This window comes from Pseudoflavonifractor intestinihominis (assembly GCF_040096055.1).
Classification (GTDB): Bacteria; Bacillota; Clostridia; order Oscillospirales; family Oscillospiraceae; genus Pseudoflavonifractor; species Pseudoflavonifractor intestinihominis.
In genome coordinates this window covers 1-26,594 of the sequence record NZ_JBBMFK010000012.1, presented here as the reverse complement: position 1 = coordinate 26,594, position 26,594 = coordinate 1, and the positions used below count along the sequence as shown (strand labels likewise).

Annotated in this window: 22 protein-coding genes and 1 other RNA gene; 21 read left to right on the top strand and 2 right to left on the bottom strand. The window is 52.8% G+C overall.

Features of this window, described 5'->3' with window-relative positions:
* Window positions 1-2 precede the first annotated feature (2 nt).
* Window positions 3-351, bottom strand: an RNA gene (gene rnpB / locus WMO64_RS08480) — RNase P RNA component class A.
* Between the two features lie 150 nt (window positions 352-501).
* On the opposite strand from rnpB, the gene murD reads away from it, so the two are divergent.
* From murD to WMO64_RS08400, 16 genes are all read left to right on the top strand, one after another.
* Window positions 502-1,887: a UDP-N-acetylmuramoyl-L-alanine--D-glutamate ligase gene (gene murD, locus WMO64_RS08475; protein WP_349231703.1), complete on the top strand. Its 1,386-nt coding sequence runs from the start codon at window positions 502-504 to the stop codon at window positions 1,885-1,887.
* 26 nt (window positions 1,888-1,913) lie between these two features.
* The gene (locus tag WMO64_RS08470) at window positions 1,914-2,954 is read left to right on the top strand and encodes a zinc-binding metallopeptidase family protein (RefSeq protein WP_294518278.1); all 1,041 of its coding nucleotides are present in this window, start codon (window positions 1,914-1,916) and stop codon (window positions 2,952-2,954) included.
* Window positions 2,948-3,979, top strand: a complete 1,032-nt coding sequence (locus WMO64_RS08465; protein ID WP_349231702.1) for a M42 family metallopeptidase — start codon at window positions 2,948-2,950, stop codon at window positions 3,977-3,979. The genes WMO64_RS08470 and WMO64_RS08465 overlap by 7 nt, the downstream gene beginning before the upstream one ends.
* Window positions 3,980-3,985: 6 nt before the next feature.
* Complete coding sequence (locus tag WMO64_RS08460; protein WP_349231701.1) at window positions 3,986-4,984, top strand: M42 family metallopeptidase; 999 nt, start codon at window positions 3,986-3,988, stop codon at window positions 4,982-4,984.
* Window positions 4,985-5,036: 52 nt separating this feature from the next.
* The gene (locus WMO64_RS08455; protein ID WP_349231700.1) at window positions 5,037-6,287 is read left to right on the top strand and encodes a methionine gamma-lyase family protein; all 1,251 of its coding nucleotides are present in this window, start codon (window positions 5,037-5,039) and stop codon (window positions 6,285-6,287) included.
* 58 nt (window positions 6,288-6,345) lie between these two features.
* A complete protein-coding gene (gene yunB / locus WMO64_RS08450) occupies window positions 6,346-7,035 on the top strand; it encodes a sporulation protein YunB (RefSeq protein ID WP_349231699.1) in 690 nt (229 codons plus the stop codon).
* Between the two features lie 88 nt (window positions 7,036-7,123).
* The gene (locus WMO64_RS08445) at window positions 7,124-7,783 is read left to right on the top strand and encodes a VanZ family protein (protein WP_349231698.1); all 660 of its coding nucleotides are present in this window, start codon (window positions 7,124-7,126) and stop codon (window positions 7,781-7,783) included.
* Entirely contained in the window at window positions 7,737-9,731 is a 1,995-nt protein-coding gene (gene ligA, locus WMO64_RS08440; protein ID WP_349231697.1) for an NAD-dependent DNA ligase LigA, read from the top strand. Before WMO64_RS08445 ends, ligA begins: the two co-directional genes overlap by 47 nt.
* Window positions 9,732-9,931: 200 nt before the next feature.
* Window positions 9,932-10,093, top strand: a complete 162-nt coding sequence (locus tag WMO64_RS08435; RefSeq protein WP_349231696.1) for a hypothetical protein — start codon at window positions 9,932-9,934, stop codon at window positions 10,091-10,093.
* A 159-nt stretch (window positions 10,094-10,252) separates the two neighbouring features.
* Window positions 10,253-11,770 (top strand): DUF3794 and LysM peptidoglycan-binding domain-containing protein, encoded by a 1,518-nt coding sequence (locus WMO64_RS08430; protein ID WP_349231695.1) that lies wholly within the window; start codon window positions 10,253-10,255, stop codon window positions 11,768-11,770.
* 198 nt (window positions 11,771-11,968) lie between these two features.
* Window positions 11,969-13,324, top strand: coding sequence for a stage IV sporulation protein A (gene spoIVA / locus WMO64_RS08425; protein WP_349231694.1), 1,356 nt, complete (start codon window positions 11,969-11,971; stop codon window positions 13,322-13,324).
* A 52-nt stretch (window positions 13,325-13,376) separates the two neighbouring features.
* Window positions 13,377-15,035, top strand: coding sequence for a hypothetical protein (locus WMO64_RS08420; protein ID WP_349231693.1), 1,659 nt, complete (start codon window positions 13,377-13,379; stop codon window positions 15,033-15,035).
* 686 nt (window positions 15,036-15,721) lie between these two features.
* Complete coding sequence (locus WMO64_RS08415) at window positions 15,722-16,951, top strand: RecQ family ATP-dependent DNA helicase (RefSeq protein ID WP_349231692.1); 1,230 nt, start codon at window positions 15,722-15,724, stop codon at window positions 16,949-16,951.
* On the top strand, window positions 16,948-18,027 hold the full coding sequence (locus tag WMO64_RS08410; protein ID WP_349231691.1) for a hypothetical protein: 1,080 nt from the start codon (window positions 16,948-16,950) through the stop codon (window positions 18,025-18,027). Before WMO64_RS08415 ends, WMO64_RS08410 begins: the two co-directional genes overlap by 4 nt.
* A 157-nt stretch (window positions 18,028-18,184) precedes the next feature.
* Entirely contained in the window at window positions 18,185-18,448 is a 264-nt protein-coding gene (locus tag WMO64_RS08405; RefSeq protein WP_349231690.1) for a hypothetical protein, read from the top strand.
* Window positions 18,445-18,603: a helix-turn-helix domain-containing protein gene (locus WMO64_RS08400; protein WP_349231689.1), complete on the top strand. Its 159-nt coding sequence runs from the start codon at window positions 18,445-18,447 to the stop codon at window positions 18,601-18,603. The genes WMO64_RS08405 and WMO64_RS08400 overlap by 4 nt, the downstream gene beginning before the upstream one ends.
* Before the next feature lie 35 nt (window positions 18,604-18,638).
* Here WMO64_RS08400 and WMO64_RS08395 read toward each other — a convergent pair whose 3' ends face one another.
* Window positions 18,639-18,983, bottom strand: coding sequence for a helix-turn-helix domain-containing protein (locus tag WMO64_RS08395; protein ID WP_349231688.1), 345 nt, complete (start codon window positions 18,981-18,983; stop codon window positions 18,639-18,641).
* A 230-nt stretch (window positions 18,984-19,213) separates the two neighbouring features.
* On the opposite strand from WMO64_RS08395, the gene WMO64_RS08390 reads away from it, so the two are divergent.
* Genes WMO64_RS08390 through WMO64_RS08370 form a run of 5 tightly spaced genes read left to right on the top strand, consistent with a single transcriptional unit; the run spans window position 19,214 to window position 26,360 of the window.
* Entirely contained in the window at window positions 19,214-20,158 is a 945-nt protein-coding gene (locus WMO64_RS08390) for a helix-turn-helix transcriptional regulator (RefSeq protein ID WP_349231687.1), read from the top strand.
* Between the two features lie 24 nt (window positions 20,159-20,182).
* Complete coding sequence (locus WMO64_RS08385) at window positions 20,183-21,682, top strand: AAA family ATPase (protein ID WP_349231686.1); 1,500 nt, start codon at window positions 20,183-20,185, stop codon at window positions 21,680-21,682.
* Window positions 21,683-21,699: 17 nt separating this feature from the next.
* A complete protein-coding gene (locus WMO64_RS08380; RefSeq protein ID WP_349231685.1) occupies window positions 21,700-23,223 on the top strand; it encodes a hypothetical protein in 1,524 nt (507 codons plus the stop codon).
* 11 nt (window positions 23,224-23,234) lie between these two features.
* Entirely contained in the window at window positions 23,235-24,377 is a 1,143-nt protein-coding gene (locus WMO64_RS08375; protein ID WP_349231684.1) for a ferredoxin reductase domain-containing protein, read from the top strand.
* 24 nt (window positions 24,378-24,401) lie between these two features.
* Window positions 24,402-26,360, top strand: a complete 1,959-nt coding sequence (locus WMO64_RS08370) for a hypothetical protein (protein WP_349231683.1) — start codon at window positions 24,402-24,404, stop codon at window positions 26,358-26,360.
* The last annotated feature ends 234 nt before the right edge of the window (window positions 26,361-26,594 follow it).

Here is a 26,594-nt window from a genome sequence, read left to right as displayed (position 1 = left end):
AAGTGGCAAGTAAGCCTGTAAGCCGGGTTCTGTCTTTTAAGACAGCCATCTATCTAGCCGTACCGTTGCCGGCACGATCAAGCCGCCTCCTGAGAACGGCCGGGCCGGCCATATGTTCTCCCACGGCGTTGCTCCGGATAGAGGTTACAGCGACGAGCAGTTCCCAGTCGTCGGGCGGGCTCTTACCTCCGCCTTTCCACCCTTACCACGCAGCGCGTGGCGGTATATCTCTGTTGCCCTTTTCCTAGGGTCGCCCCCGGCGGGTGTTACCCGTTATCCTTGCCCTGTGGAGCCCGGACTTTCCTCATATCGGGCCTTTCGGCCTCGATCCGCGGCTGTCCAGCTTACTTGCAACGGGATATATTGTACCGTATGAGAAAGGAAATGTCAAATGAAACTGGGGCATTCTTTTGCAATGCGTATAGTTACGATTGAAATTTATGTGCCTAGGCTATATAATATAAAAGTTAAGGACTGATTTTTCCGAAGGGGGGAATTCCTATGAATTCCACAATACAGGAATATTTAGATTCCCTGCGGGGAAAGCGCATTGCGGTTATCGGCATTGGCGTTTCCAACACGCCGCTGATCAAGATGCTGCTGCGGGCCGGACTGTCCGTGACGGCCTGCGACAAGAAAGAGCGGAAGGACTTTGACGGCCTGATCGAAGAGCTGGAGAGCCTGGGGGCAGAGGTGCGCCTGGGACCCGACTACATGGATGGTCTGGACCAGGACATCATCTTCCGGACCCCTGGTCTGCGGCCCGACGCCACGCCTCTGCTGGCTGCCCGAGAGCGGGGGAGCATCATCACCTCGGAGATGGAGGTGTTCTTCCAGGTCTGTCCCTGTGAGATCATCGCCGTCACCGGAAGCGACGGAAAAACCACCACCACCACGATCATCTCCGAGCTACTGAAAAAGGCCGGGTATAACGTCTACGTGGGCGGCAACATCGGCAAGCCCCTGCTGGCGGAGACCCCCAACATGGAGCCGGACGACATGGTGGTGCTGGAGTTGTCCTCCTTCCAGCTGATGACCATGGATATGAGCCCTGAAATTGCCGTCGTCACCAACGTGGCTCCCAACCATCTGGACGTACATAAGTCTATGGAGGAGTATGTGGCGGCCAAGGAGAACATCTTCTCCCACCAGAGTACAGATGATCTGGCTGTATTCAACTGGGACAACGAGATCACACGGGGCTTTGCCGAGAAGGCGCCCGGAAATGTGATGTGTTTCAGCCGCCGGGAGATCCTGGAGCGGGGCGTCTATGTAAAGGACGAGGCCATCTGGTGTGCTGACCGGGATGGACACCGGAAGGTGCTCCCGCTGTCTGACATTCTCCTGCCCGGCAACCACAACGTGGAGAACTATATGGCCGCCATCGCCGCGGTCAACGGCCTGGTGTCCGACGAGACCATCCGGCTCTTTGCCCGCAGCTTTGGCGGGGTGGAGCACCGTATCGAGCTGGTGCGGGCTGTGGACGGTGTCCGGTACTACAACGACTCCATCGCCTCCAGTCCTACCCGGACCATCGCCGGTCTCCGCTCCTTTGAGGAGAAGGTCATCCTCATCGCCGGCGGATATGATAAGCATATTCCCTTTGACGTGCTTGGCCCTGAGATCATAGAGCATGTAAAGGAACTTATCCTGACAGGCGATACAGCGGAGAAAATCCGTGCGGCAGTGGAAAACGCGCCGGGCTATAACGGTAGCAATCCGCCTATCCGCATGTATCAGGACTTCGAGCAGGCGGTTCTGGCCGCCCACAGCATGGCTCAGCCCGGAGACGTGGTCATTCTCTCCCCGGCCTGCGCCTCCTTCGACCGGTTTAAAAACTTTATGGAGCGGGGCAACACCTTCAAACGGATCGTGCGGGAGCTGTAACCCCCTAGAAAGAGGAAGTGAATCACTTGGATATTCGAAACGCGCTGGAGCGGCTGTGCAGCCAATGTGCACCCTCCGGCTTTGAACGCCCCGCGGCTGAAGTGGCCGCGGAGCTTCTGCGTCCCTTTGTGGACGAGGTGTCCATTGACAGGATGGGCAATGTGATCGGCGTGCGCCGCTGTGGCCGCAAGGATGCGCCCCGGCTGCTGCTGGATGCCCATCTGGACGAGATCGGCCTGATTGTCACTGGTGTGGAAAATGGGTTCCTCCGTTTCCGCAGCATCGGAGGCGTCGATCCCCGGATGCTGCCCGACCGGGAGCTGACCATTCTCACCAATCCCCCCATTTTTGGCGTGGTGGCATGTATGCCCCCCCATGTGCTCAAGAAGGGGGACTCCGACAAGGCTCTCCCCCTGGATAAGCTCTTCATCGACATCGGCATGAGCCAGGATGAGGCGGAAAAGGCCGTGCCTGTAGGTACCCCCATTGTGTACCGGGGCAGCTGCTTCCCCCTGGGGGAGGAACAGATGTGCGGCAAGTCCATGGACGACCGGGCCTGCTTTGTAACCCTGCTCCGGGCGGCTGAGCTGCTGAAGGACAAGGAGCTGGATGTGGACCTCTACATCATGGGCAGCACCAGGGAGGAGGTCTCCGGCGCCGGCGCCAAGGCCGGAACTTTTGCCATTGACCCGGACTATTGCGTCGCGGTGGATGTGACCCACGGCCGGACGCCGGACGGCCCCAAGGACCGCTCCTGCGAGCTGTTCGGCGGCCCTGCCATTGGCATCGGTCCCAATATGACCAGCTGGATGACTCGCCGCATGAAGGCCAAGGCAGAGGAGAACCAGATCCCCTGGCAGCCTGAGGTGATGGCTGGACACACCGGCACCAACGGCTGGCACATGCAGATCAGCCGGGAGGGTGTGGCCACCTCTGTCATCTCTCTGCCGCTGAAGTATATGCATACCCCCATCGAGGTACTGGCCCTGGAGGACGTGGAGTCAGTGGCAAAGCTGCTGGCCGCCTTTACCGAGGGCCTGGGAGAGGAGGCGGAAGCCCTGTGCTGAAAGATACCATTCGTGAGCTGTGCCTGCTGGACGGCGTGTCCAGCTTTGAAGAAGACGTGCGGGCCTACATCAAGGCCGCGGCCGCCCCTTATGCCGACGAGATGCGGGTGGACCCCATGGGCACCCTGATCGTGTTCAAGAAGGGCAAAAAGTCCACCGGTTCCAAGCTGCTGCTGGCCGCCCATATGGATGAGGTGGGCCTTATCATCCGCAGCATCACCGATGATGGCTACCTGAAATTCGCCTGCGTGGGCGGGATCGACCGCCGGGTGCTCATCGGCAAGACCGTCCGGGTGGGGAAGAGCCGCATTCCCGGCGTCATCGGCCTGAAAGCCTACCATCTGGTCAGCGAAGAAGAGGAAAAGAAGGTCCCCAAGGTAGAGGACCTCTATCTGGATATCGGCGCCAGAAGCAAGGAAGATGCGGAGAAGCTGGTTGAGATCGGTGACTTTGCCGCCTTTGACAGCGACTGGACCGAGTTTGGCAGCGGCTTCGTGAAGGCCAAGGCCCTGGATGACCGGGCAGGCTGCGCCGTCATGCTGGAGCTGATGAAGGAGGAGCTGCCCATGGACTGCACCTTTGCCTTTACGGTGCAGGAAGAGGTGGGCTGCCGCGGCGCCTTCGGCGCGGCCTTCTCTGTTGATCCGGAGATCGCCCTGGTACTGGAGACCACCACTGCCGCCGACCTGGCCGGAACGCCCGCCCATAAGCAGGTCTGCATCCTCGGAAAGGGGCCGGTCATTCCCTTTATGGACGGCGGTTCTGTGGCTGACCGGGGGCTCTTTGAACTGATGCGGAATCTTGCTGAGGAAAATCAGATTCCCTGGCAGACCAAGAGCTATATCTCCGGCGGAAACGACGCCGCCGCCATCCAACGCAGCCGGGAAGGCGTGCGTACCATCGTGATGAGCGCCGCAGTCCGTTATCTTCACGCCCCCGCCAGCGTGGCCTGTCTGGGGGACTTTGACCATATCTTAAATCTGGCACGGCTTTTCATCGGGGCCATTGCCGGACAGGAGGAGTAAATCAAAATGGATATTCTAAAGACGCTCCAGGCGCTCGATGCCTGCCACGGCCCCGCCGGCGATGAGTCCGGCATCGCCGATGCTATTGAGGCGCTGGCCGCCCCTTACGCCGACAAGATCAAGCGGGACACCATGGGCAACCTGATTGTACGCAAGAAGGGCAAGGGCCCCAAGATCATGTTTGCCGCCCACATGGACTCCATTGGCTTTGTTGTCACCCACATCGACGAGCACGGCTTTCTCCGGTTCGGCAAGGTGGGCGGACTGCACGCCTTTGACCTGCTGAGCACCCCTGTCCGCTTCAAGAACGGCGTCCGGGGCGTGGTCTGCCTGGATAACGAGGTGGAGCCCAAGGACATGACCCTGGAGGACCTGTATCTGGACATCGGCGCCAAGGACGCCGAGGAGGCCAAGCGCATGGTCCGGGTGGGGGACACCGCCGTCTATGACACGGCTACCTTTGCCGCCGGAGACCGCATTATCTCCCCCTACATGGACAACCGCATCTCCTGTGTGGTGCTGCTGATGGCCCTGGAGCAGCTGAAGGACAGCGACAACGACCTGTACTTCGTCTTTACTGTTCAGGAGGAGCTGGGTCTCCGGGGTGCCCGCACTGCTGCCTTCGGCATTGACCCCGATTTCGGCGTGGCGGTGGATGTGACTCCTGCCGACGACGAGATGAATCCCAAGCACTCCGGCAGCAGCGTGACCGGCGGGGGAGCGGCCATCAAGGTGATGGACGGCTCGGTGATCTGCCACCCCCAGGTAGTCTCTGCAATGGAGAAGCTGGCGGAGGAGAAGGGGATCAACTTCCAGATGGACGTGATCCGGGCCGGCGGCACCGACGCGGGTGCCATCCATCAGACCCGCTCCGGCGTGCCCAGCGGGGGCATTTCCATTCCCTGCCGCTATGTACACTCGCCTGCCGAGATGGTGGACTGCCGGGACGTGGAGGCCTGCGCCGCACTTGTGGCCGCCTTTGCCGAGGCCGGCCACAAGGACTGATTTTTATCCCATATAGGCAAAAACTCAGACAGAATGGAATGTGTAAAAAACAATGCCTTTACAGTTAAGTGACAAGGTTCTCGCTCTGGCGGCCCAGGCCCAGGCTGATCTGCGGCCCCAGTTTGACCGCATTGACGCCATTGCCGAGGAGAACACCCGTAAGGTCCTCTCCGCATTTCAGAAGCACCGGGTGGCGGAGGGCTATTTTGCCGGTACCACCGGTTACGGATATGACGACCTGGGCCGGGACAAACTGGATGAGATCTACGCCGATATCTTTGGTACGGAGGACGCGCTGGTCCGGGTTCAGTTCGTCAACGGCACCCACGCCATCACCTGCGCCCTTTTTGGCGCGCTGAAGCCGGGGGATATCCTGGTTTCCGCTGTCGGAGCGCCCTATGACACCCTTCTGGGTGTCATAGGCGTGGTGCCCAAGGGGCATGGCTCCCTGATGGAGTACGGCGTGGGATACCGTCAAGTTGAATTACTTGACAATGCGCCTGACAAGGCAGGTCTGGCCGCTGCAGTGCGGGATCCCAAGGTAAAAGCCGTACTGATCCAGCGGTCCAAGGGCTATTCCACCCGCTCCTCGCTGTCGGTGGCTGAAATCAGTGAGCTGTGTGCGGTGGTGCGGGAGAACAATCCCGATGCCGCTATTCTGGTAGACAACTGCTACGGCGAGTTTGTCGAAACCATCGAGCCCACACAGGCCGGCGCCGACCTGGTGGTAGGCTCTCTCATCAAGAACCCGGGCGGCGGTCTGGCCCCTGCGGGCGGATATATCGCCGGGCGGCATGACCTGGTAGAGGGGGCTGCCATGCGCCTTACCGCCCCCGGTATCGGCCGGGAGTGCGGCGCCTCTCTGGGCAGCAACCGCAGTCTCTATCAAGGACTTTTCCTTGCCCCCCATACCACAGCCCAGGCGGTCAAGACAGCGGTGTTCGCTGCCCGCATGATGGAGCTACTGGGTTACAAGACGGAGCCCGCCTCCGATGCCGTGCGGCACGACATCATTCAGATGATCCATTTCGGCAGTCCCGAGCCTCTCAAGCGGTTCTGCAAGGGCATCCAGTTCGGCGCTCCCGTGGACTCCTACGTGACCCCCGAGCCCTGGGATATGCCCGGCTACGACTGTCAGGTGATCATGGCCGCCGGCGCCTTCATCCAGGGCGCATCCATCGAGCTGTCCTGTGACGCCCCCATGCGGGAGCCCTACACGGCCTATCTCCAGGGCGGCCTGACCTATGAGAGCGGCAAAGCCGGTGTCATGCTGGCCGTGGAGGAACTGCTGCGGGAGGGCTGAATTTCCCGTTTTAAGACGAGCCCGGCCGCGCATAGACTCTCCATAGGGGGTGACCCGCATGGAGAGATGGCGGCGTTATTTCTGGCCACGCCGGCGGCTCCGGCAGCGCATCAGGCGGCGTGGGAGCGGCATCCAGCTTCTCCTGTCCGCCGCTCTCGGCCTGGGGCTGGCGCTGGTGCTCATCGGTTTTCTGGATAGCAAGGCGCGGCCTGTCATTGCCGCCATGGCGGAGAGCCGGGTAAAAAACATCGTCACGGGCATGATAGAGATGGAAATCGGCAAAACCCTGGCCCGGGAGGCGGTGGCTTATGACGATATTATCACCTTTCGGACCGACAGCAGCGGCCGAATCACCGCCTTTACCAGCGATTCCGCCGAGATGAACCGTCTGCGGACGGAGCTGCTCAGCACAGTCGTCGCCCAGATCGATACGCTGGACACCGGGATGTTGGGCATCCCGCTGGGAAACCTGCTGCCCTTTTCCGCTCTGGCGGAGAAGGGACCGCTGCTTCCGGTACGGATTCGCTCGGTAGGTGGCGCGGAGGCCACGTTTGAGCACGTGTTCACGGCAGCGGGCATCAACCAGACCCACCACCAGATCATGCTGGACCTGACGGTCTCCCTGACTCTGCTGATTCCCGGCGGACCACTGGACACCCAGGTGAGCACGCAGGTCTGCGTGGCGGAGACCGTTCTGGTGGGCGAGGTGCCGGACACCTATCTGGCACTCTCCGGCCAGTCCGGATAAAGTCCGGATAAAATCGTAAGAAAAGCGCAAGAAACCGCCCTTTTTTCTGTGATAGAATGGCATTAAAACAGAAGAGAGAGGTGCCGGAATGAATACGCTGCTGTGGTACTGGGAGATCACCTGGGACTATATTTACGAGATGCTGCCCTGCATGGCGCTGGCCGCCGTGGGCTTTTTTCTGCTTCGGCCCACCCGGCGGCGCCGCCTTGAACGGCTGAATCTGGCCAGCGGCGTCTGGCGGGAGGGTGCGCTGCTGGTCTTTGTGCTCTTCTGCGCCGGACTGGCTGCCCTGACTGTGTTTCCGTCGGGGGTCTGGGGCGCGCTGATGCACGGCTATCCGCCAGCGGAGAGCTGGTTCGGCTGGCATGGCTACGGCATGTACCTTCAGGTCACCATCCTGACGGAGCTGTTGGAGGGCAGTGAATGGGTCCGCTATATGCTGTTGGGCAACGCGGTCATGTTCCTGCCCCTGGGATTTTTCCCGGCGCTGCTGTGGCGGCAGCCCCGGTGGTGGCGGTCCGTTCTGGCTGCCGGAGGCGCCTCGCTGTTCATTGAGATCATACAGATTTTTGTGGGCCGCAGCAGTGATATCAACGATTTGATCCTCAACACCCTGGGTGGTCTGGCTGGATATGGCCTTTACAGGCTGCTGGCCCGGCTGGTCCCCAAGTTTACCCGAAAATTCCAAGTGGAGGTCCCCGATGGACGAGATTCAGGAGATAGCACTGCTCCGGGCGGAGCTGAATAAGGCCAGCTACGAGTACTATGTGCTGGATAACCCCACCATGTCCGACTACGACTTTGACCACAAGCTCCGCCGCCTGGAGGAGCTGGAGCAGGCCCACCCCGACCAGATCACGGAGGATTCCCCCACCCGCCGGGTAGGGGGACAGGTGGCCGAGGGCTTTGCCGAAGTGGTCCACGAGGTGCCGCTGGAGAGCCTTCAGGATGTCTTTGACCTGGAGGAGCTGGGAGATTTTGTCCGCCGGGTTCAGGAGAGTCTGGACGGCGGCGTGGAATTTGATGTGGAGCCCAAGGTGGACGGCCTCTCCGTGGCGCTGGAGTATCAGGACGGCCTCTTTGTCCGGGGTGCCACCCGGGGCGACGGCCGGGTGGGGGAGGACGTGACCGAGAACCTGAAGACCATTCGCTCGCTGCCTCTCCGGCTGCCGGAACCCATTCCCCGCCTCATTGTCCGGGGCGAGGTCTATATGTCCAAGAAGGTCTTTGAACAGCTCAATGAGGAGCGGGAGATCAGAGGTGAAGCCCTCTTTGCCAATCCCCGGAACGCCGCGGCTGGCTCCCTGCGCCAGTTGGACCCCAAGGTGGCGGCGGCCCGCCGGCTGGACATCGTGGTCTTCAACATCCAGAAGGCAGAGGGAGTGGAGTTCCGCACCCACACGGAGACTCTGGACTATCTGGAGCGCCAGCAGTTCCGGGTGATTCCCCGCACCCTGTGCATCAGCATGGAGGAGATCGGTGCCCGCATTGCCGCCATTGGCGATGGTCGCGAGGCGTTTCCATACGACATCGACGGCGCTGTTGTAAAGTTAAATAGCCTTGCAGACAGAAAAGTTCTGGGTTCCACCGCGAAGTTCCCCCGTTGGGCGGCTGCCTATAAGTATCCGCCCGAGCAGAAGGAGAGCGTGGTAGAGGACATTGTGGTCCAGGTCGGGCGGACCGGTGTCCTTACGCCCAAGGCGGTTGTAAAGCCTGTCCGCCTTGCAGGTACCACGGTGACCAACGCCACCCTGCACAACCAGGATTTCATCACAGAGAAGGACATCCGTATCGGGGACACCGTGCTGGTCCAGAAGGCGGGCGAGATCATCCCGGAGATCGTCTCGGTGGTGAAGGATAAGCGGCCCGAGGGGACCGTGCCATACCATCTGCCCGACCGCTGCCCGGTGTGCGGCGCGCCGGTAGCCAGAGACGAGGACGGGGCCCACGTCCGTTGCACCGGCGCGGAATGTCCCGCCCAGCTGCTGCGGCACCTGGCCCACTTCGCCTCCCGGGACGCCATGGACATCGACGGCCTGGGACCTGCGGTCATGGAGGCCCTCATCAACGCCGGTATGGTAAAGACACCTGCGGATCTCTACCATCTGGCACCGGAGGCTGTGGCCCAGCTGGACCGAATGGGGAAGAAGAGCGCGGAAAATCTGGCCGCCGCCATTGACCGCTCCAAGAACGCCGGATTGGCAAGGCTGCTCTTTGCCTTCGGTATCCGCCAGGTGGGGCAGAAGGCGGGCAAAATTCTGGCCGCCTATTTCTCCACCATGGATGCCCTGCTGGCCGCCACCGAGGAGGACTTTACCGCCGTCCCCGATGTGGGCGCCATCACCGCCAAAAGCCTCTGGGAGTGGCTCCACAGCCCCCAGAGCCAGCACCTTATTCAGGCGCTGCGGGAGGCCGGCGTGGTGATGGAGAATACCGACGCTCCCACCGGCGACGCGCTCTCGGGCAAGACCTTTGTGCTGACCGGCGCCCTGGAGCACTTCACCCGTGACGAGGCAGGCGCACAGATTGAGGCACTGGGCGGTAAGGTGTCCAGTTCAGTGTCCAAGAAGACCAGCTATGTGGTGGCAGGTGAGGCCGCCGGCTCCAAACTGAAAAAGGCCCAGGATCTGGGTATTTCGGTGCTGACAGAGGAGGAGTTCCTCGCCATGCTCCGGGAGCTGGGCGCCACAATTTGATTGACCCACAGAGAAAGACAGCGGCAGCGGCCGGCTCCCAGGAGCTGGCCGCTGCTTCTATCTTTCCTGCGTTTTTCTGTACCAGGCCGCTTTTCTGCACCGCTTCCACCCTGCGGACGTATACTGGATTGGGCATGCTCTGGCAGACTGGAAAGTCTGAACGGCGCTGTCCGGACACACCGCAGGAAGGAGGCGCGCTGATGCGTCTGCCCAGCAAACGAGCCGTAAAGACTGCCGCAGCCTGCGCGCTGGGCGCGGCGGTACTGCTCTTTCCCGGAAGCGTGTTAATGCTGGCTGCCGGCACTGCCCTGGGCTTCTGGGGCTGCATCCGGCTGGAACAGCGAAACCATCGGTCACAGTGAGGAGGTATTTGGATGAAAATCGTTGTGGTACGATCCCCAAAGGCGTTTCGTGGTATTCTGAGGGCTATTTTTGGCCTGCGCTGACATATTGCCCACCCCTTGTACATAGAATTTCACAGCATGAAATGGGCGGAAGGCCCCTACAAGGAGTGGAATGCAATGGAGCTGACATTAAACCGCAACAGTCTGAGCTGCTATGATGCCGTGCTGGAGACCACGGTGTTCCATGAGGAGACCATGGAGATGATTGTCCCGGACGCCTGCCCCGATATCCTTCGCATTGTGGATACCGCCGGGATGGTGTGCGTCAAGGACAAGGGGACCCAGGAGGGACGGGCGGAGATCACGGGCACTGCCCGCTGTTCTGTGCTCTACCTGCCGGAAGGGGAGAGCGGACTGCGCCGCATCGAGGCCAATATTCCGTTTTTCTGCACCGCTGACGGCCCTGGCATCACGCCGGGCTGCTCTGTGGTGGCCGTCCCCAGAGTACAGGCGGCCGACACCCGAGTCGTCAACCCCAGAAAAGTGGTGGTGCGGGTCAATCTGGCCATTGACCTGCGGGTGTATGCCAAAGGCGAGAACAGTCTGTGCTCCGGCGCTGAGTGGGAGGCCGGCATGGTGGTGGAGCAGCTGAAGGAGACCCAGGATACTTACACCGCAGTCTGTGTACAGGAGAAACCTTTTACATTCTCTGACGACCTGACCATCTCCGGCAGCCGCCCCGAGGCGGAGGAACTGCTCAAATACCGCCCTGATCTGGTGTGCAGTGAATCCAAGATCATCGGCAACAAACTGATTTTCAAGGGAGAGGTGGTGCTCCATCTCTGCTATCGGGCCGGAGATGGGGCGCTGTGTACCGTGGACTATGAGCTTCCCTTCTCCCAGATCATGGAGGTTTCGGGGGCAGGGGAGGAGGCGGACTGCGACCTGGAGGTCCTCCTGACGGACCTGACCTGCACCCTGAGCCCGGGGGATGGGCGGACCATCTCGGTGTCCATGGGACTGCTGGCCCAGGCCGTGGTGTGGGAGCGTCGGAGCGTGGAGCTGCTGACCGACCTGTACGGTGTCTCCTGCGAGCTGACGCCGGAGTTCCAGCCCTGCACCTTCCACAGCCTGCTGGAGCGGAGCGTCCGCCGGCAGACTGCCCGGGAAATCATGGAGACCGGGACCATGGCCAAGCTGGTATCCGATGCCAGGGTGAGCATCGGCCAGGTGACCCAGGTCAGGGAGGCAGACCGGCTCACCCTTACCGCCGAGGCCATGCTCACAGTGGTATATACCGCCGAGGACAACGAGGTCTACGCTGTGTCCAGGCAGGTGACGGTGCCCTGCCAGCTGGAGCTGCCTGAGGGCAGCACCTGTACCTGCTCCTGCCGGTGTGCGGGGGAGATCTACGCCACCCCCACCAGCGGCGGGATCGAGGTCCGGTTCGATCTGGACTTCGCCTATCTGGCCCAGAGCATCCGGCGGGTCTCCGCCGTGGCGGATGTACAGGTAGGGGAGGCAGAGCCCAGGGAGGACGCGCCGTCCATTGTCCTGCGGGTGGTGAGCCATGAGCGGCTGTGGGACATCGCCAAGGCCTACCGCACCACCATGGATGATATTCTCCAGGCCAACGAGCTGGAAAGCGGCACAGAGCTGGCTGGCCGGCTTCTGCTCATTCCCAAGCGGCGTTGACCACATTCAGGACAAAGTACGCCCTCTCCGCGCTGTCGGAGAGGGCGTTTTTCTGTGCTCAGCAGTGCCTTCCAGTGCCCGGAGGCCCAAATGGAGGCCGGGATTTCCCTGTCATAAACCACGGCTTATCCCCATACCTATATAGGGAAAGCCAGGCTTGCTCGCCCATGCCTGAATCGTCCGCAAGGAGGAGTTGAAGTGGAACACCGTAAGATCTATGAGGATATCGCGCTGCGCACGGAGGGCGATATCTATATCGGCGTGGTGGGGCCGGTCAGGACGGGAAAATCCACCTTTATCAAACGCTTTATGGAGACCCTGGTCATCCCCAACATCGAGAACGTCTACCGCCGGGAGCGGGCCAGGGATGAGCTGCCCCAGAGCGGCTCGGGCCGAACTATCATGACAGCCGAGCCCAAGTTCGTCCCCGAGGAGGCGGTGGAGATCGCCATGGAGGACGGGGCCGCCTTCTCCGTGCGGCTGATCGACTGCGTGGGATATATGGTGCCAGGTGCGGTGGGCTCTCTGGAGGACGCAGCGCCCCGCATGGTCACCACGCCCTGGTTCGACCATGAGATCCCCATGTCTGAGGCCGCCGAGATCGGCACCCGGAAGGTCATCGCCGAGCACTCCACCATCGGCATTGTGGTCACCACCGACGGCACCATCACCGACATTCCCCGGGAGGACTACTTAGAGGCGGAGGAGCGGGTCATCACCGAGCTGAAGGAGCTGGGAAAGCCCTTCCTGGTGGTGCTCAACTCGGCGGAGCCGGGCTCGGAGCGGGCCAGGGCCATCCAGGCCGACCTGGCCTCCCGGTACGATGTCACCTGCATCTGCGTCAACTGCCTGGAGCTGGACGAAAACGCGGTCACCAGCATCATCAAAGGCGTGCTCTACGAGTTCCCGGTGAAGGAGCTGGACCTGTTTCTGCCGTCCTGGGTGGATGCGCTGCCCTACGGGCACCCCATCAAGAGCGGACTGTACGCCGCCATCCGCTCGGCGGCAGAGGGGATGCGGCGAATACGGGACGTGGAGCGGGCAGTCTCCGCCATCGGCCAGTGTGACAACGTGTCCTCCGCCAAGGTCAACACCATCAGCCTGGGCACCGGTCTGGCCTCGGCCTCCCTGGAGCTGCCCAGAGGGCTCTTCTACGACACCATCTCCCAGCAGTCCGGCTTTACCATCCACGACGACGGCGACCTGATGGGCCTGCTCACCGAGCTGTCCGGGGTCAAACGGGAGTACGATAAGGTGGCGGACGCCCTGCGGGAGGTGAAGGAGACCGGGTACGGCATTGTGGTGCCCGGCACAGATGAACTCAAGCTGGAGGAGCCGGAGATCGTCCGGCAGGGGGGACGGTACGGTGTGCGCCTGAAGGCCAGCGCCCCCAGCATCCATATTATATGGAGCAAACAGAAGTGCAGAAGTTCTCAGTCAACAAAGACGGATTACATTTTATGTAAATTGGTTTGTGGCACTGTAGAAGGTGAGCCCGTTGCAGAAAGTAAGCTGCAACGGGCTCACCTTCTCTATTTGATATTGATTTTTTGATATTTTGATATTATTATAATCAAAATACATATTTTTATAGGAGTGATACGTTGTGGGGAAGGAAGGGAAGGAGAAAAAAGCGAGGGGGAAGAAAAAGTATGATTTTGTATACTGGAAGTATGACGGCGGGCAGATCGGTTCTTTCTTAACTGAAGAATATGACCCTATCATGCCTTCCTTGGATTGCAAACGTACTGATTTTTTCAAAAGAGAAATGAAACCAAACAAACATAATAAAATATTGATGGAGGAGTTGGCTCAGAGCAAAAAAATTAAAATTAGGGATTGTGTACAACTGAAGCTTCCGATTGACGGCACCAGCTATCTATCGAAGGGTAAAAAGAAAACAAAGCTAGACATTGACGAGTGCTACAAAGAGTTTGCTAAGATGTTTTCCCCTGAGAAGGGACCGAAAGCAAAAGTGTTTATTGTCAAGCTCTTGGCGGTCGTGCTGTCCAGCTATTTTATCAAGAACGCCTTGCGTCAGAAAGACGTTCTTAATATGTACCCGCTACTTAATGCCTCTGCAGCTTTGTGTGCAGTGATTCGGAACTGCGGATCGGATGACGCAATCTATGCTTTGAGAATACTCTGCCATAGCCTGATGGTATCTACGACAAAAAAGGAAAATGGCGAGTTTAAAATCAAGGCACCCACAGTATTGCCTGTGAAGGGAAAGCAGAAGTTACTCAATAATGCCTGGATTCGCCCAAGAAAAATCGAAACGGATTTTAAATGGCCCGCACCTTATCGGGATACGGCGGTTATGCTAGACGGTCGTTTTTTCCAAAAATCTGATATAAATAATTTCCTGTTTATAAATCCTTGGTGTACTGCTGTAATCTATGCGAAAAAGTTTGAACATACGCGTCTTTGCGTTGAACTTGATGGAAAAAATATGCTGGATCAACTAAAGGTTGATTGGAATATTGATGCTGTTAATAAGCTCATTGCAGAATATATTCCATTTATCAACAATACATTTGACAAGCGTAGCCATGCGAATGACTCACAGGATCGCTCCTATGCAGATATTTGGGTCGAAGCCGGCGAATACCTGGCCAACTACATGATAACGAAAAAAGGAGAAGAGATTGGCTATACTGAACGGTTTAAACAGCGCATCCTCCTGTCTGCTCTGCTTTCCTTTGTCGATTTTATTTCTAGCTCGTGTAACATTTTACCGGACGACGTGCAGAATCTGAAGCGAGAACTGCTGACGGCCCTGCTACCTGGGTGTTGCCCTTCAAAATCTGAGGAAGAAGTCCAGGTAATCCACTTCCCTGCGTTTGATGAAATTTTAAGAGAACTTATATCTCCTGAAAACATGAATCATTTCTATCCAATTACAAAGAAAGGGCAGGTTCACCCAACACAACAACCAGACGGCACAGAAATTTGGGGTTACGTGAGAAAATATAGAGACGAAGAAAGTAATAAGAAAAAAATCAATATTGCATTTTTCAGGGATGTACTGATTAAAATTGTTGAAGAAAAGTATCCGCAATGCGGCAATTTTGGTGAAGTTCTAGCTGTCATCAGAAAAAGAAACCCGGCTTACTTACACAAAACTCCTAATATCAAATGCAGGACAGCGAAAGGTGGAGAGCAGCGTACTATTCTTGCCTGTCGGCTGATTCTGGATGAACTGCCTATTTCGGACGAAGTCAAACAGGCATTTAGACAGATGCTTCCTAAGAATGATAAATAATTTAATCCGGTAATAGAAAAAAGCACGGCACTCGAAAACGCCTTAGTCTCTCGTTTTGAGACTAAGGCGTTTTTTCCATAGTTGGACAAAATTCATCTTTGATTTGCAGCTCAACATCCGTAAAAAAGATGAGAGGAGCTCGCAAAATGTTTACATCAGAAAAACATACCTTATCGCAGGATTGCCTCAAAGAGATCAAACTACAGATTAATCAGCGGCTATTCGAAGCGGGATTGATTTCTAACGATATGTACAGGTTGGCACAGGAGCGGATCGTAAATGGAGAGTAATTTATCATAGCTCTGTAGTCGCTTGCATAATACATATAACCTCTTTTCCTATTTTCTTCTCTATTTCTTCCTGAACTCTCTATATATGGACTTTGGCCGCAGTTTACAGAATTGAGTGAGATACTTCAAACAAAAGCCAAACTGAAGCTTTTAGAAAAATTTTGTGGAATAGGTTCTCATTGATTCCTATTTAATTTTAGGAGAGGACTATGACGCAAAATTTTTCTAAAAGTTCTTTATCACGCCTTTTTATAGTGAAAAGTACGATACCCTCGTACTTTTCACTATAAAAAGGCGTGATTATCTGACTTTTGTTATCTGGAGAAGCACCAAACGCTATTATCTTTTGATTGGCTATAAACAGATATATAGATTATCACGAAAGGAAGTGCTTCTATGGATCTCAAAAAATCAGTCAAACAAGCGACAATTACACTTGGCATCAAAGGTGAGTTGAAAGAAGATCAGTACAAGGCTATCAAGGATGGGATGGATGGTCATGATCTTTTGGTGATTGCACCTACATCCTATGGTAAATCTGTTATACCACAGGTCCTCGCTCTTGTCGAACAAGGACTAACCGTTGTCGTAGTTCCTACATTGTCTCTCCTCCACGACCAGGTAGAACAGCTTGAGCAGCGAAATATCATCGTAGGTGCTATTGCTTCTGACTGTGGGCTATGGACTGAATCTGACATTCAAGATGCATTAGATCAGTATGGCTACCTCATTCTTTACACCACGCCCGAGTCGCTGTGGAAACTAGATGTGTCTAACATTCCAGTATCCCTACTAGTAGTAGATGAATGTCACTGCGTCACGTCTTGGGGATATGGGTTCCGTGAGGACTATCTGAAGATTGGTACTTTTGTGGATCAGCTCTACTACCGCCCGCAAGTTATTGCAATGACGGCTACGGCCCCCATTGCAGACCGTAAGGAAATCAAAAAGCTCCTACATATGAGACATGTAAAAGAGCATGTAGTTAGTCTGTATCGTCCGAAGCTTACATTTTCCGTCCATTCTTTTGTTTCAGAAGATGCACGCCAAAAAAAGTTAAAAAGTCTTCTCAAGCAACACATGAAATCCGACAGCGGCTCCTGTATCGTCTACTGTAATACCAAGGCAAACGCCAAGGACATTTACGATTTGGTAAAGGAGTGGTACCCCAAACACGCTGCGATTTGCCATTCCAACCTACCGAACGGTGAGCGCAAACGGAATGAACAAGCCTTTATGCGTGGAGAACGCCGTATCATGGTAGCGACTTCTGCGTTCGGCATGGGTATCAACAAAGCAGATGTGCGCCTGGTTATCCACTACAACCTCCCATTATCTATCATCGACTACTATCAGCAGGCTGGACGCGCAGGACGGGACGGAGAAAAGGCCAGGTGTATCCTGCTTTACAACAAATCTGACTATGATATGAACCGGTATATAATCGAACAGAACCAAGAATCAAAGGCACTGGACTACTCTCTGAATGCCCTTGACGAGATGAAAGAGTATGCGGATTCCGAGAACGGTTGTATGGTTCAACGGATGCTGACCGTTCTCGGAGACCCGATGGACCACTCCTGTGGTAAATGTACTATTTGTCAGAAAGCGAGGTCAAAGAAATGAGTGAAATTCTGATGGACTTTCAAGCTGGCGTCCACACCTATGAAATTAGCCAGCCACTCACGAAAAAGCAGTTCAAAACGATATACGGCCAAATGTGTGCCAGAGACCGGTTGATCCACAATAAGAAAGGTGGAGATTCCGGCGAGTCCTATGTTCTCCTGGACGAAGAGATGCCAGGTATCACAATTACTCTGTATCGCCCCCAAAAACGTCAAATATACCGGGTGAGTGTCAAAATTGAGCCCTGCCAGGTATTAGGTTCTGATGACCCCACAGAGCTCTACCAGTACTCCTGGAAGTCCTATGAGAAGCTGCAAAAACGCTGTAACCGCTATCTGGAGGAACTTTGCGTCCCCGGCGGTATTGATGATATGCAGATCTGCCGGTGTGATTTGACTTGTAATCTTTTCTTGGATAGCCAGGAGTATGTGGACGAATATCTCCGTATTTTGAAAAAATCTCACCTGATCCCTAAATATCGGGTAGATATATTCAAATGCAATGAGAAAAAGGCAAAAAATCCTCAACAGGCGAATCAACACTCGCACTGTATTCGTTGCAAGCAGGCGTCCCTTCTGTGCTATGACAAGATTGACCAGTTGAAGATGATTGGCCGTTGTCCAGAGAAGTTAGAGGATGCGGCAATTCTGCGGCTGGAAGCACAGTTGTCACGGCCGGCTCTAAAACGGGCTCTTAGTAGCCAAGCACTTTGGTACAACAGTACCCTTTTAAAAGAGGCATCTGGTGAAGCTACCAATGTCATCCAGGGCTATCTGAATAAGATGTTTCCCTGTGACGGTATCCATCTGCGCTATGAAGATGCCGTATCCGCTGTCTCAAAAATTAAGAAGAAAGCACAACAAGAACGAATGTTATATCTGCTCAAAAAAGTGAGCGACACTGCCACACTGGACAGCGCCGCTCAAAAGGTAAAGGATTACTATACAGATGTTAATGACAAAAAACTAAAGAAAATATATGCCAAGTTTAATAAGCAGAACATAAATCCTATTACATTACAGAACAGTAGCCACATTGAAAATATTCCGTCATTCAATGCGCTTGTCCGAGAATAACACATCTCGGTATCAAAGAAACTTCCTAAAAAGTTACGTGAAATAGCACATTATAGTTTGAATGAACTAACATTAATATAAAAAGTGGTGAGTTGCAATTTCTATGATGCTACTGTGTATCACCATTCTTAAATCACGTTAAGGAGACACAATTCACATGAAGTACATTGATTACAAGAATATGAAGGACTTCTACACCATTGATGAGGTTTGTAGGCTGTTTGAGATGGGGAAGAGTGACCTGCAACAGTATTCCGAAAAATACGGTATCAATCCAGTGGAAGATCAGTTCGGAAATTGGGGATTCCCGAGAAAGCAACTCTGTAAATTGCATAATGGAATCTATAAAGAGCAGAGAGCACAAGGTTGGGACAGGCCGCTTTATAATAACAGCAATTCCAAAAAGGGGCCTTGGGAATGAGCCGGGTATTCACAGTGAAGGAAGCCGCCGTTCTGCTCAAGACTACCCGCCAGCAGATCCGTAAAATGATTCAGTCCGGGGAACTTCCTGCGGTAAAGGTAGGCCGTGAGTGGCGGATTCCGGCGGAAGGTTTAAGTATATTTCTAATGACCTAAAAAAGCATAGGCGTGCGGAGAGATACTCCGCACGCCTATATATTTTCATCCTGACCCTCTTGAAGCGTCTTGAGTTCGCTTGTCAGCATAGCAGTGATGACCTTCATCTGGGAGGGTGTAGCAACTTGCCAGAGAGCAACTAATTCATCATTTGTCTCCAAGCCAATTCCTGGGAGAGAATCTATCAGTAATGAGTTTGGAGAAGCACCCAGAGCACTACAGAGGCTGACAAAGACAGGAAGGCTCGGAATCTTTGTCCCTCCCTCAATCTGCCGCAGGTAGGTCGCATTGATATTACAGAGCTCAGAAAGCTTTTCGCTGGTCAGACCATGATCTTTCCTAGCCTGCCGCAGCCGACCGCTAAATGCCTTTTTGTCCATAGGTACCCTCCATCTATAAGCTGAAAGATAATCATTTATACTCTTATAGCTTATGGTTCTATGGACAAATGCAATAGCCTCCACTATAATGCAAAATATAAGCTTATAGACTATAAATGGATGATAAAATTTTTCTGGTCTTTTTGTGGGAGTGACAATACCTGTCTACCCTGTCTGCTACAATAGGAACTGTAAACGAAAGATCAACAGGAAATGGAGGCATAGAGCGGATGGTAGAGAATTCTGATGGAAAGTCTGTTCGATTACTTACTATCTATTCTAGATTAGCTAATGGCGAGATATTGAACAAGTCACAGTTGGCACAGGAGTTCCATGTGACTGAGCGCAGTGTTCAGCGGGACATGGAAGATTTACGGACTTTTGTAACTGAGCAAATGCTTATGCAGGAAATCATCTACGATCCGAAAGCAAAAGGTTATCGTTTGGCTAATTCTGTACCTAAAAGCCTTACAAACAGTGAGATCTTGGCAGTTAGCAAAATACTATTGGAGAGCCGTTCCATGCGTCGGGATGAGATGATGCCAATTTTGGATAAGCTCATTGCGTGTTGTGTGCCTGCGGAAAATCGAAAAGCGGTTGGTTCTTTAATTGCAAATGAACGATATCACTATGTTGAACCCCATCATCAGAAGTATCTTTTGCCCGGACTTTGGGAGATTGGTTTAGCGATTCAGCAGCAGAATGTCATGGAAATCGAATATGAGAAGCTAGGCAAAAGCGGGACGGTTCACCGAGTGATTGAGCCAGTCGGTTTACTGTTTTCTGAGTATTACTTCTACCTAGCTGCGTTTATACGAAACATTGACAGAGAGAACTTCTTTGAAAATCCGGATGACCTGTTTCCCACAATCTACCGTCTTGACCGAATCCAATCTTTTCACGTCTTGGAGGAACATTTTCGCGTCCCCTATAAAGATCGGTTTGAGGAAGGGGAGTTTCGTAAGCGGGTTCAGTTCATGTATGGCGGAAAATTACAGCAAATCAAATTCCGCTACACAGGCCCATCTATTGAGGCTGTTCTGGATCGTCTTCCAACCGCACAGATCATTCAGCAGGACGAAGCCGGCTGGGTTATTGCAGCAGAGGTGTTTGGTAAAGGAATCGAGATGTGGCTCCGCAGCCAGGGCGATTACATCAGCATTGTAGATACTTGATATACAAGAATGGAGTGCTAAACCATGACCAAGTTTGAACAGAAAATTTCCAGCTATATGGATGCTGCTTTCCCTGTAATTTACATTCATACCTTTGAGGAGGAAAAGGCGAAAGTAGCGATTCAACATGCATCAGAGGGAGTTTCCGGAATCTCCATTTTGGAGTGGGACGGTACGGACCGTATTTGTGATCCCAGAACCGGCGAGGTGAAGTACGACGTTTCCAGCTATTCCCTGGCGGATATTCTGGATGATCGCATGGACTACTCTGCACGTCAAATTTTAATCCTTCGCAATCTGGACACTTTTCTGGATGACCCTGGTGTAATGGCCCGCTTAAAAAAGTTTGCGGAGCATATTCACTCCGGCCAGTTAGATGCCACCATCTTCCTTCTGTCTCCTACCTTGAACATCCCCAGAAGTTTTGAAAAATATATCACAGTTGTAGAAATGGATTACTTGAGTGTAGTGGAAATCCGTGCTGTCATCCGTGATTTCATAGCTGTACAGGAAATTCAGATTTCTGAATCGTTGGAAAAAGAATTAGCTACCGCATTTAAGGGGCTCTCTGAATTTGAAATCCAGAATATCCTACAACTGGCCTATTCTGAAAGCGGGGAGCTGACGAAGGCACAGGTTTCCCTAATCTTTGACCAGAAGCAGCAGATGATCAAAAAAGCCGGACTTCTGGAGATGATTCCCTTAAAAGAAAGCCTCTCGGATATTGGCGGCTTGGAGAACTTAAAAACCTGGCTAGAGCGCAAAGCTAATGTGTTGTCCAATATGGATGCAGCCGGACAGTTCGGTGTTGATGTTCCCAAAGGCGTTCTGATCGCCGGAGTTCCGGGCTGCGGCAAAAGTCTGAGTGCCAAAGCTGCCGCCAAGCTGTTCAATATTCCACTCCTACGTCTGGATATGGGACGGTTGCTGGGAAAATATGTAGGCGAGTCTGAGGCAAATATGCGCAGAGCTATCCAGCTCGCTGAGGCCATTTCCCCCTGCGTGCTTTGGATCGACGAACTGGAAAAAGCCTTCGCCGGAATCGGCGGTGATAGCAACGGCGCGGAGGTAACTACCCGGCTGTTTGGTAGCTTTTTGACCTGGCTCCAGGAAAAGAAGTCTACGGTCTTTGTCGTTGCTACGGCGAACGATATCACAAAGCTTCCCCCGGAGCTCATGCGGAAGGGCCGCTTTGATGAAATTTTCTATGTTGGACTGCCTCAAAGGGAGGAGCGGCGTAAAATTTTTGAAATCCACATTCGAAAGCGCCGTCACCAAGATTTGCCCAAGATCAATATTAACGCACTGCTGGATAAGACGGAGGGATACAGCGGAGCGGATATTGAAGGGGTTATTCGGGAGAGCGTGGAAAGCGCCTTTGCCGCCAATAAGACTGGGTTGACAACGGATGATATTTTACAGGTAATTGCTAACACCCATAGTCTCTCGGAAATTATGAAAGAACCCATCAAAAAAATGGAGCAGGAGTATCAAAACAGAAAGTTTAAAAATGCGTCGAAATAGAGAAAGGCGGACACCCCATGGATGAAGAATATATGCAGACGAGTGATTTTCCTTCTGATCTCAATTTGGAGGGAATGAGTGAGCGAGAGGCTCAGGTCATTAAAGCGGCGTTGAGCCGGTTTATGAAATCTTATCAAGAAAAGCCAGAAGAAGTAGACGATGAGACATGGTTGACGCAGCGTTTTCAGGAAGAGTTACCCAATCTAACACCTGAGCAGGCCCAAGCACTAAGCCGTGAAACTCTGGAAGAGATCCATCAATATGACAAAAATTTGACTTCTCTGAAAGAAGCTAAAGCCAAAGGAAAGACCACAGAAGAATGGTTTGCGGAAAACTCGACAGAAGCGGCCTCTGGGCTGTCCACACATGCCTTTGGACAGCAGATCACGGAGTTGGACACTGCTCTGTCCCAGGCAAATACACAGATGGCCCGTGTTATTACTACTCAGAGCGGCACAGTTAATCAGCAATGGAACTTAGACGGGTTTTTAGCAGAACAGCATCATGTCAACTCCTTCAATTTAGCTGCGCAGGCCAGTTCTTCCCCATTCCGGGCTGAAGTCTGTGTGCCAGGGCCAGGGCAGACCTATGGCAAAAACTCCTTTGATGTGGTCATCCGGGATCAGAGTGGCCACATTGTCCACCAGTATCAGTGTAAGTACGGTGCCAATGCAGAGGCCACGATTCAGATGATCCGTCGTGGCAATTATAACAATCAAACTCTCCTTGTGCCCCCGGAGCAGGTTGAGCAGGTACAGGCTGCGTTCCCCGGAAAAACGGTTGTAGCGCAGATCGGTGGCACAGATAAGGTTGGTGTACATTCGGAAGCGCTCACCAAAGCCGAAGCGAAAGAGCTCCAGTTTAAGGCTCAAAAATATGAGCAGATCCCTCAAGTAAATTGGGGTTCATTTGATACCAAAATGCTGGCAAAATACATGGGAAAGCAGGCGGCAGTGGCCGGTGTGCAGGGTGCCGCTATTGCCACCGGCTTTCATCTAGTGGGTAAATTGATTTCCCAAGAGCCGATGGACTCGCAGGAGGTAGTTTCTACTGCGTTGGAAACGGGCGTAGACTCCGGCGTAAAAGCTGCGGCGGCAGGAGCAATCAAGGTAGCCTCTGAGAAAAATTTGATTGGCGTGATTCCACCTGGAACGCCTATCCGAACTATTGCCGATATCGCTTGTGTTGCGGTCGAGAATGTAAAAATCTTATCCAGAGCGGCAAAAGGCGAAATTACGATGGGTGAAGCACTGGAGGAGATGAAGTGTACCACCACCGCTATGGTCTTTGGTCTGAGCTTGGGAGCCACCGGTGCCACGCTTGGAGCTGCGGCGTTGAGCTGGGTCCCTGTGGTTGGACCTGTTATTGGCGGCGTGATTGGTGGGACAATCGGCTATATGGCAGGTTCTAAGTTTGGGCAGGAGGTATATGAAGCGGCCAAGAAGGTCACGAATACTGCCAAAAAAGTTGTGCGCGCTGTTTGGGAGAGCGCAAAAACTGTTGCGAGAAAAATCCCACTTATTGAAAAACTCTTTTCATGAGGTGCATGATTATGACAAAAAAGATCAGATTCCCGCTGGAACTGGCAGATGGAACTCAGGCTCGTACATTGGAAGACCTACAGGAGCATTTTGACTTGGAATCAGTCCTGGGTTATTACAAAAATGGGAAACTGTTGACCTGGCTGAAAGACCGTTATCTGGAGAGTGAGGCCGACGCAATCCATGTATTGGATGAATCCGACCCCGCCTTTCTCGAACGGTTCTGTAATATATTTGGAGTTGAGTACACGGATGACTCTGTCGATTTAGAAGAAATAGCGCACCGGCAGGAGCGTTTGGCCAAGCTCCGTACCTACACGGATGAGGTCGAATTTATCGACCATATTGATTTTGTAGCTTTTAATCAGGAAGAACTGGCTGACTTGCTGGACGATGGACAGAAAGAAATTTATCTTTGCGGGAATCGGTTTGATATCCCGGTGTCTCAGTGTGGTGTGCACTACAAAGGAATTGCCAATCCAACTGTCCACCTCAGTGGTACATTGCCAGCGGATATACGTGCCATGGGAATCACATTCAAAAACTGTAACGTTGATAATTTCCCGGAATCAGAGTTTGTTATGAAGGAAGAAGTTGCTATCGTAGATACATATGAAAATACAGACGAAACGGAGAATAGCCCTGAAGATATTACACCGGACTCCCGTGGATATCTTCCGATTACTTCGAAAGAAGAACTGCGTAAGGCTGCAGAAGATGAGCCGCTCAGCATCTTCCTGAGACCGATTAAATGCGATTCCTATGCGGTCATCGACATTATGTTGTATGGCTATCATGGATATCTTACGGCGGCCGTCGATAAGGACAGGGAGATCATCAAGGCATATGATATCCGGTTCCCCAGAAAACCTGAAATCCGTCTTGACGATCTGACGGAAGAAGAGCTCGATGCAGTTATGACCCCATGGAGAGTATGCGGTGAATTTATGATGAATCGGCTTGCTACTCTCGGAGAAGCCAGAGAATGGATGATCGACAGTTTCAAGAGTACCCGCAATTTGATTATTCATTCTTCAGAGTTTTGCGGAAGCACGGAACTCGATCCTCCTGCAAAATCCAAATGGCGTAAAGTTAATCCGTATCCGAGATGTACCGATAAATACAAAGAATGGGAAGAAAGAAATAAGGACTGACTCTATTCGCAAAGGGGCATTATTATGACAAAAAAGATCAGATTCCCGCTGGAACTGGCAGATGGAACTCAGGCTCGTACATTGGAAGACCTACAGGAGCATTTTGACTTGGAATCAGTCCTGGGTTATTACAAAAATGGGAAACTGTTGACCTGGCTGAAAGACCGTTATCTGGAAAGCGAGGCAGAGGCAGTCGAGGCGCTGGACGAGACAGCGGTCGACTTTCAGAAACAGTTCTGTGAAGTTTTCGGTGTGGAGTATAGAGACCACTCCGTAGACCTGGCTGAGATTGAGCGGCGTCAGGCACGTATGGCGAAGTTGCGTACCTATACGGACGAAAAGGAGTTTATCGATCATATTGACCTAGTAGCATTTGACCGAGAGGAACTGGCTGATTTGCTAGATGAAGGTCAGAAAAAAATATACCTATGCGGAGACAAATTTAGTGTGCCGGTTTCTCAGTGTGGTGTACATTACATTGGTGTTAACTTGCCTGTTGTACACCTTAGTGGAAAGTTGCCAGAAAACTTGGAAGAAATCGAAATTGTTATTTGTGGTTGCGAAGTAGAAAATATGCCAAAAACCACTCCGGCCACGGCAGGGAAGGGTTGTCAGGAAGGGATACCCATTGAGGAAGAAACAGAGTTATACACAGCGGATGGAGGCTCGGGTATCCAAGATGAAGAAACTGCCTCGCTAGAAAATACCATGGCGGTAATTAGAGATTTAGAGGACGAATTAAATCAACTGGCTCATATCCAAGTACGAGTTTCAACCTGGATTAGTGTTGATCGTTCAGCGTGTGATGCGTGTGCCGCTCTCGATAGTGAATCGTTTCCTACTAAAGACAGATGTAGACGGGCAGCAGAACAGCGGTTAGAAAAAGCAATTAATGATACACAGAAAAAGATAGATGAAAAACTTAGATACTCAAGTGATAAGAGCATTTATGCTGCTTTCAAGAGGAACGTTGAATGCCATGTGGAGGACATAAAAAAGTTAATTAAACCTCTGTACAATGGGGGGTTATCAAAAACCGCAGATAGCATGATGCAATATCTAAAAGTGTCTAAATTTTATGAAAAGGCAAAGCAGATCAATAATACGTTAGCCTCTCAAGTCAGCCTCTATGGAATTTCTCATTACAAATCTGAGATCGAATATGATAGCTATGATCCCTCGGAATTTGAAACCGGACTCTCAAAATTACTTGCAAAGTCCCAGATTCGTTACGGGTTTAATTGTCATGAGGCAGTTTCCAAGATTGAACGTGATGCCCAGCAGTTCCTAGATGAACTTCAATCTGAATTTAATAGCCAAATGCAAGAATTTGTCTCATCCACAGTTGTAGAACCTATGAGAGAATTTCTCCTGAAACTGAGAAGCGAATTAAAAGAAAATCAAGCATCTTCATCAATGCTAGCTTTAAGTGAAGAAGAATCTGCAAAATCCGATGAAGATATCACGCCGGATTCCCATGGTTATCTTCCGATCACATCGAAAGAAGAACTGCGCAAGGCCGCAGAAGAGGAACCGCTCAGCATCTTCCTGAGACCAATTAAATGCGATTCCTATGCGGTCATCGACATTATGTTGTATGGCTATCATGGATATCTTACGGCGGCCGTCGATAAGGACAGGGAGATCATCAAGGCATATGATATCCGGTTCCCCAAAAAACCTGAAATCCGCCTCGATGATCTGACGGAAGAAGAGCTCGATGCAGTTATGACTCCGTGGGTAACCCCTGGTGTATTCAAAGATTCGAAGTTCAGTATGAATCGTCTTGCCACTCTCGGAGAAGCCAGAGAATGGATGATTGAAAGTTTCAAGAGCACCCGCAATCTGATTATTCATTCTTCAGAGTTTTGCGGAAGCACGGAACTCGATCCTCCTGCAAAATCCAAATGGCGTAAGGTTAATCCGTATCCGAGATGTAGCGATAAATACAAAGAATGGGAAGAAGAGCATGGAGGGAAATAAACTAGACTAACTATTACTTTCCGTTTTGTAACACATAAAAAATATAAATTATATTGATGAAAGGCCCTGGAGTTTCTCCAGGGCCTTATCTTAAACCTGGTGGGGAAAAATGTATGAATCTTATAGCAACAGTCAACCAAAAACAGCTTCTGGACGTGGTAGTGTCAAGAATTTTTCGCACTTTGGTTTACAGACTCTGGCGTGAATGAAATCAGCCAGCAATGGAGGTGTCCT

What these genes read in the sequence shown, in the direction of transcription:
- murD (WP_349231703.1), top strand. Translation starts at nt 502, where the DNA reads ATGAATTCCACAATACAGGAATATTTAGATTCCCTGCGGGGAAAGCGC.
- WMO64_RS08460 (WP_349231701.1), top strand. Translation starts at nt 3,986, where the DNA reads ATGGATATTCTAAAGACGCTCCAGGCGCTCGATGCCTGCCACGGCCCC.
- WMO64_RS08455 (WP_349231700.1), top strand. Translation starts at nt 5,037, where the DNA reads ATGCCTTTACAGTTAAGTGACAAGGTTCTCGCTCTGGCGGCCCAGGCC.
- yunB (WP_349231699.1), top strand. Translation starts at nt 6,346, where the DNA reads ATGGAGAGATGGCGGCGTTATTTCTGGCCACGCCGGCGGCTCCGGCAG.
- WMO64_RS08445 (WP_349231698.1), top strand. Translation starts at nt 7,124, where the DNA reads ATGAATACGCTGCTGTGGTACTGGGAGATCACCTGGGACTATATTTAC.
- ligA (WP_349231697.1), top strand. Translation starts at nt 7,737, where the DNA reads ATGGACGAGATTCAGGAGATAGCACTGCTCCGGGCGGAGCTGAATAAG.
- WMO64_RS08435 (WP_349231696.1), top strand. Translation starts at nt 9,932, where the DNA reads ATGCGTCTGCCCAGCAAACGAGCCGTAAAGACTGCCGCAGCCTGCGCG.
- WMO64_RS08430 (WP_349231695.1), top strand. Translation starts at nt 10,253, where the DNA reads ATGGAGCTGACATTAAACCGCAACAGTCTGAGCTGCTATGATGCCGTG.
- WMO64_RS08415 (WP_349231692.1), top strand. Translation starts at nt 15,722, where the DNA reads ATGGATCTCAAAAAATCAGTCAAACAAGCGACAATTACACTTGGCATC.
- WMO64_RS08410 (WP_349231691.1), top strand. Translation starts at nt 16,948, where the DNA reads ATGAGTGAAATTCTGATGGACTTTCAAGCTGGCGTCCACACCTATGAA.
- WMO64_RS08405 (WP_349231690.1), top strand. Translation starts at nt 18,185, where the DNA reads ATGAAGTACATTGATTACAAGAATATGAAGGACTTCTACACCATTGAT.
- WMO64_RS08400 (WP_349231689.1), top strand. Translation starts at nt 18,445, where the DNA reads ATGAGCCGGGTATTCACAGTGAAGGAAGCCGCCGTTCTGCTCAAGACT.
- WMO64_RS08395 (WP_349231688.1), bottom strand. Translation starts at nt 18,983, where the DNA reads ATGGACAAAAAGGCATTTAGCGGTCGGCTGCGGCAGGCTAGGAAAGAT.
- WMO64_RS08390 (WP_349231687.1), top strand. Translation starts at nt 19,214, where the DNA reads ATGGTAGAGAATTCTGATGGAAAGTCTGTTCGATTACTTACTATCTAT.
- WMO64_RS08385 (WP_349231686.1), top strand. Translation starts at nt 20,183, where the DNA reads ATGACCAAGTTTGAACAGAAAATTTCCAGCTATATGGATGCTGCTTTC.
- WMO64_RS08380 (WP_349231685.1), top strand. Translation starts at nt 21,700, where the DNA reads ATGGATGAAGAATATATGCAGACGAGTGATTTTCCTTCTGATCTCAAT.
- WMO64_RS08375 (WP_349231684.1), top strand. Translation starts at nt 23,235, where the DNA reads ATGACAAAAAAGATCAGATTCCCGCTGGAACTGGCAGATGGAACTCAG.
- WMO64_RS08370 (WP_349231683.1), top strand. Translation starts at nt 24,402, where the DNA reads ATGACAAAAAAGATCAGATTCCCGCTGGAACTGGCAGATGGAACTCAG.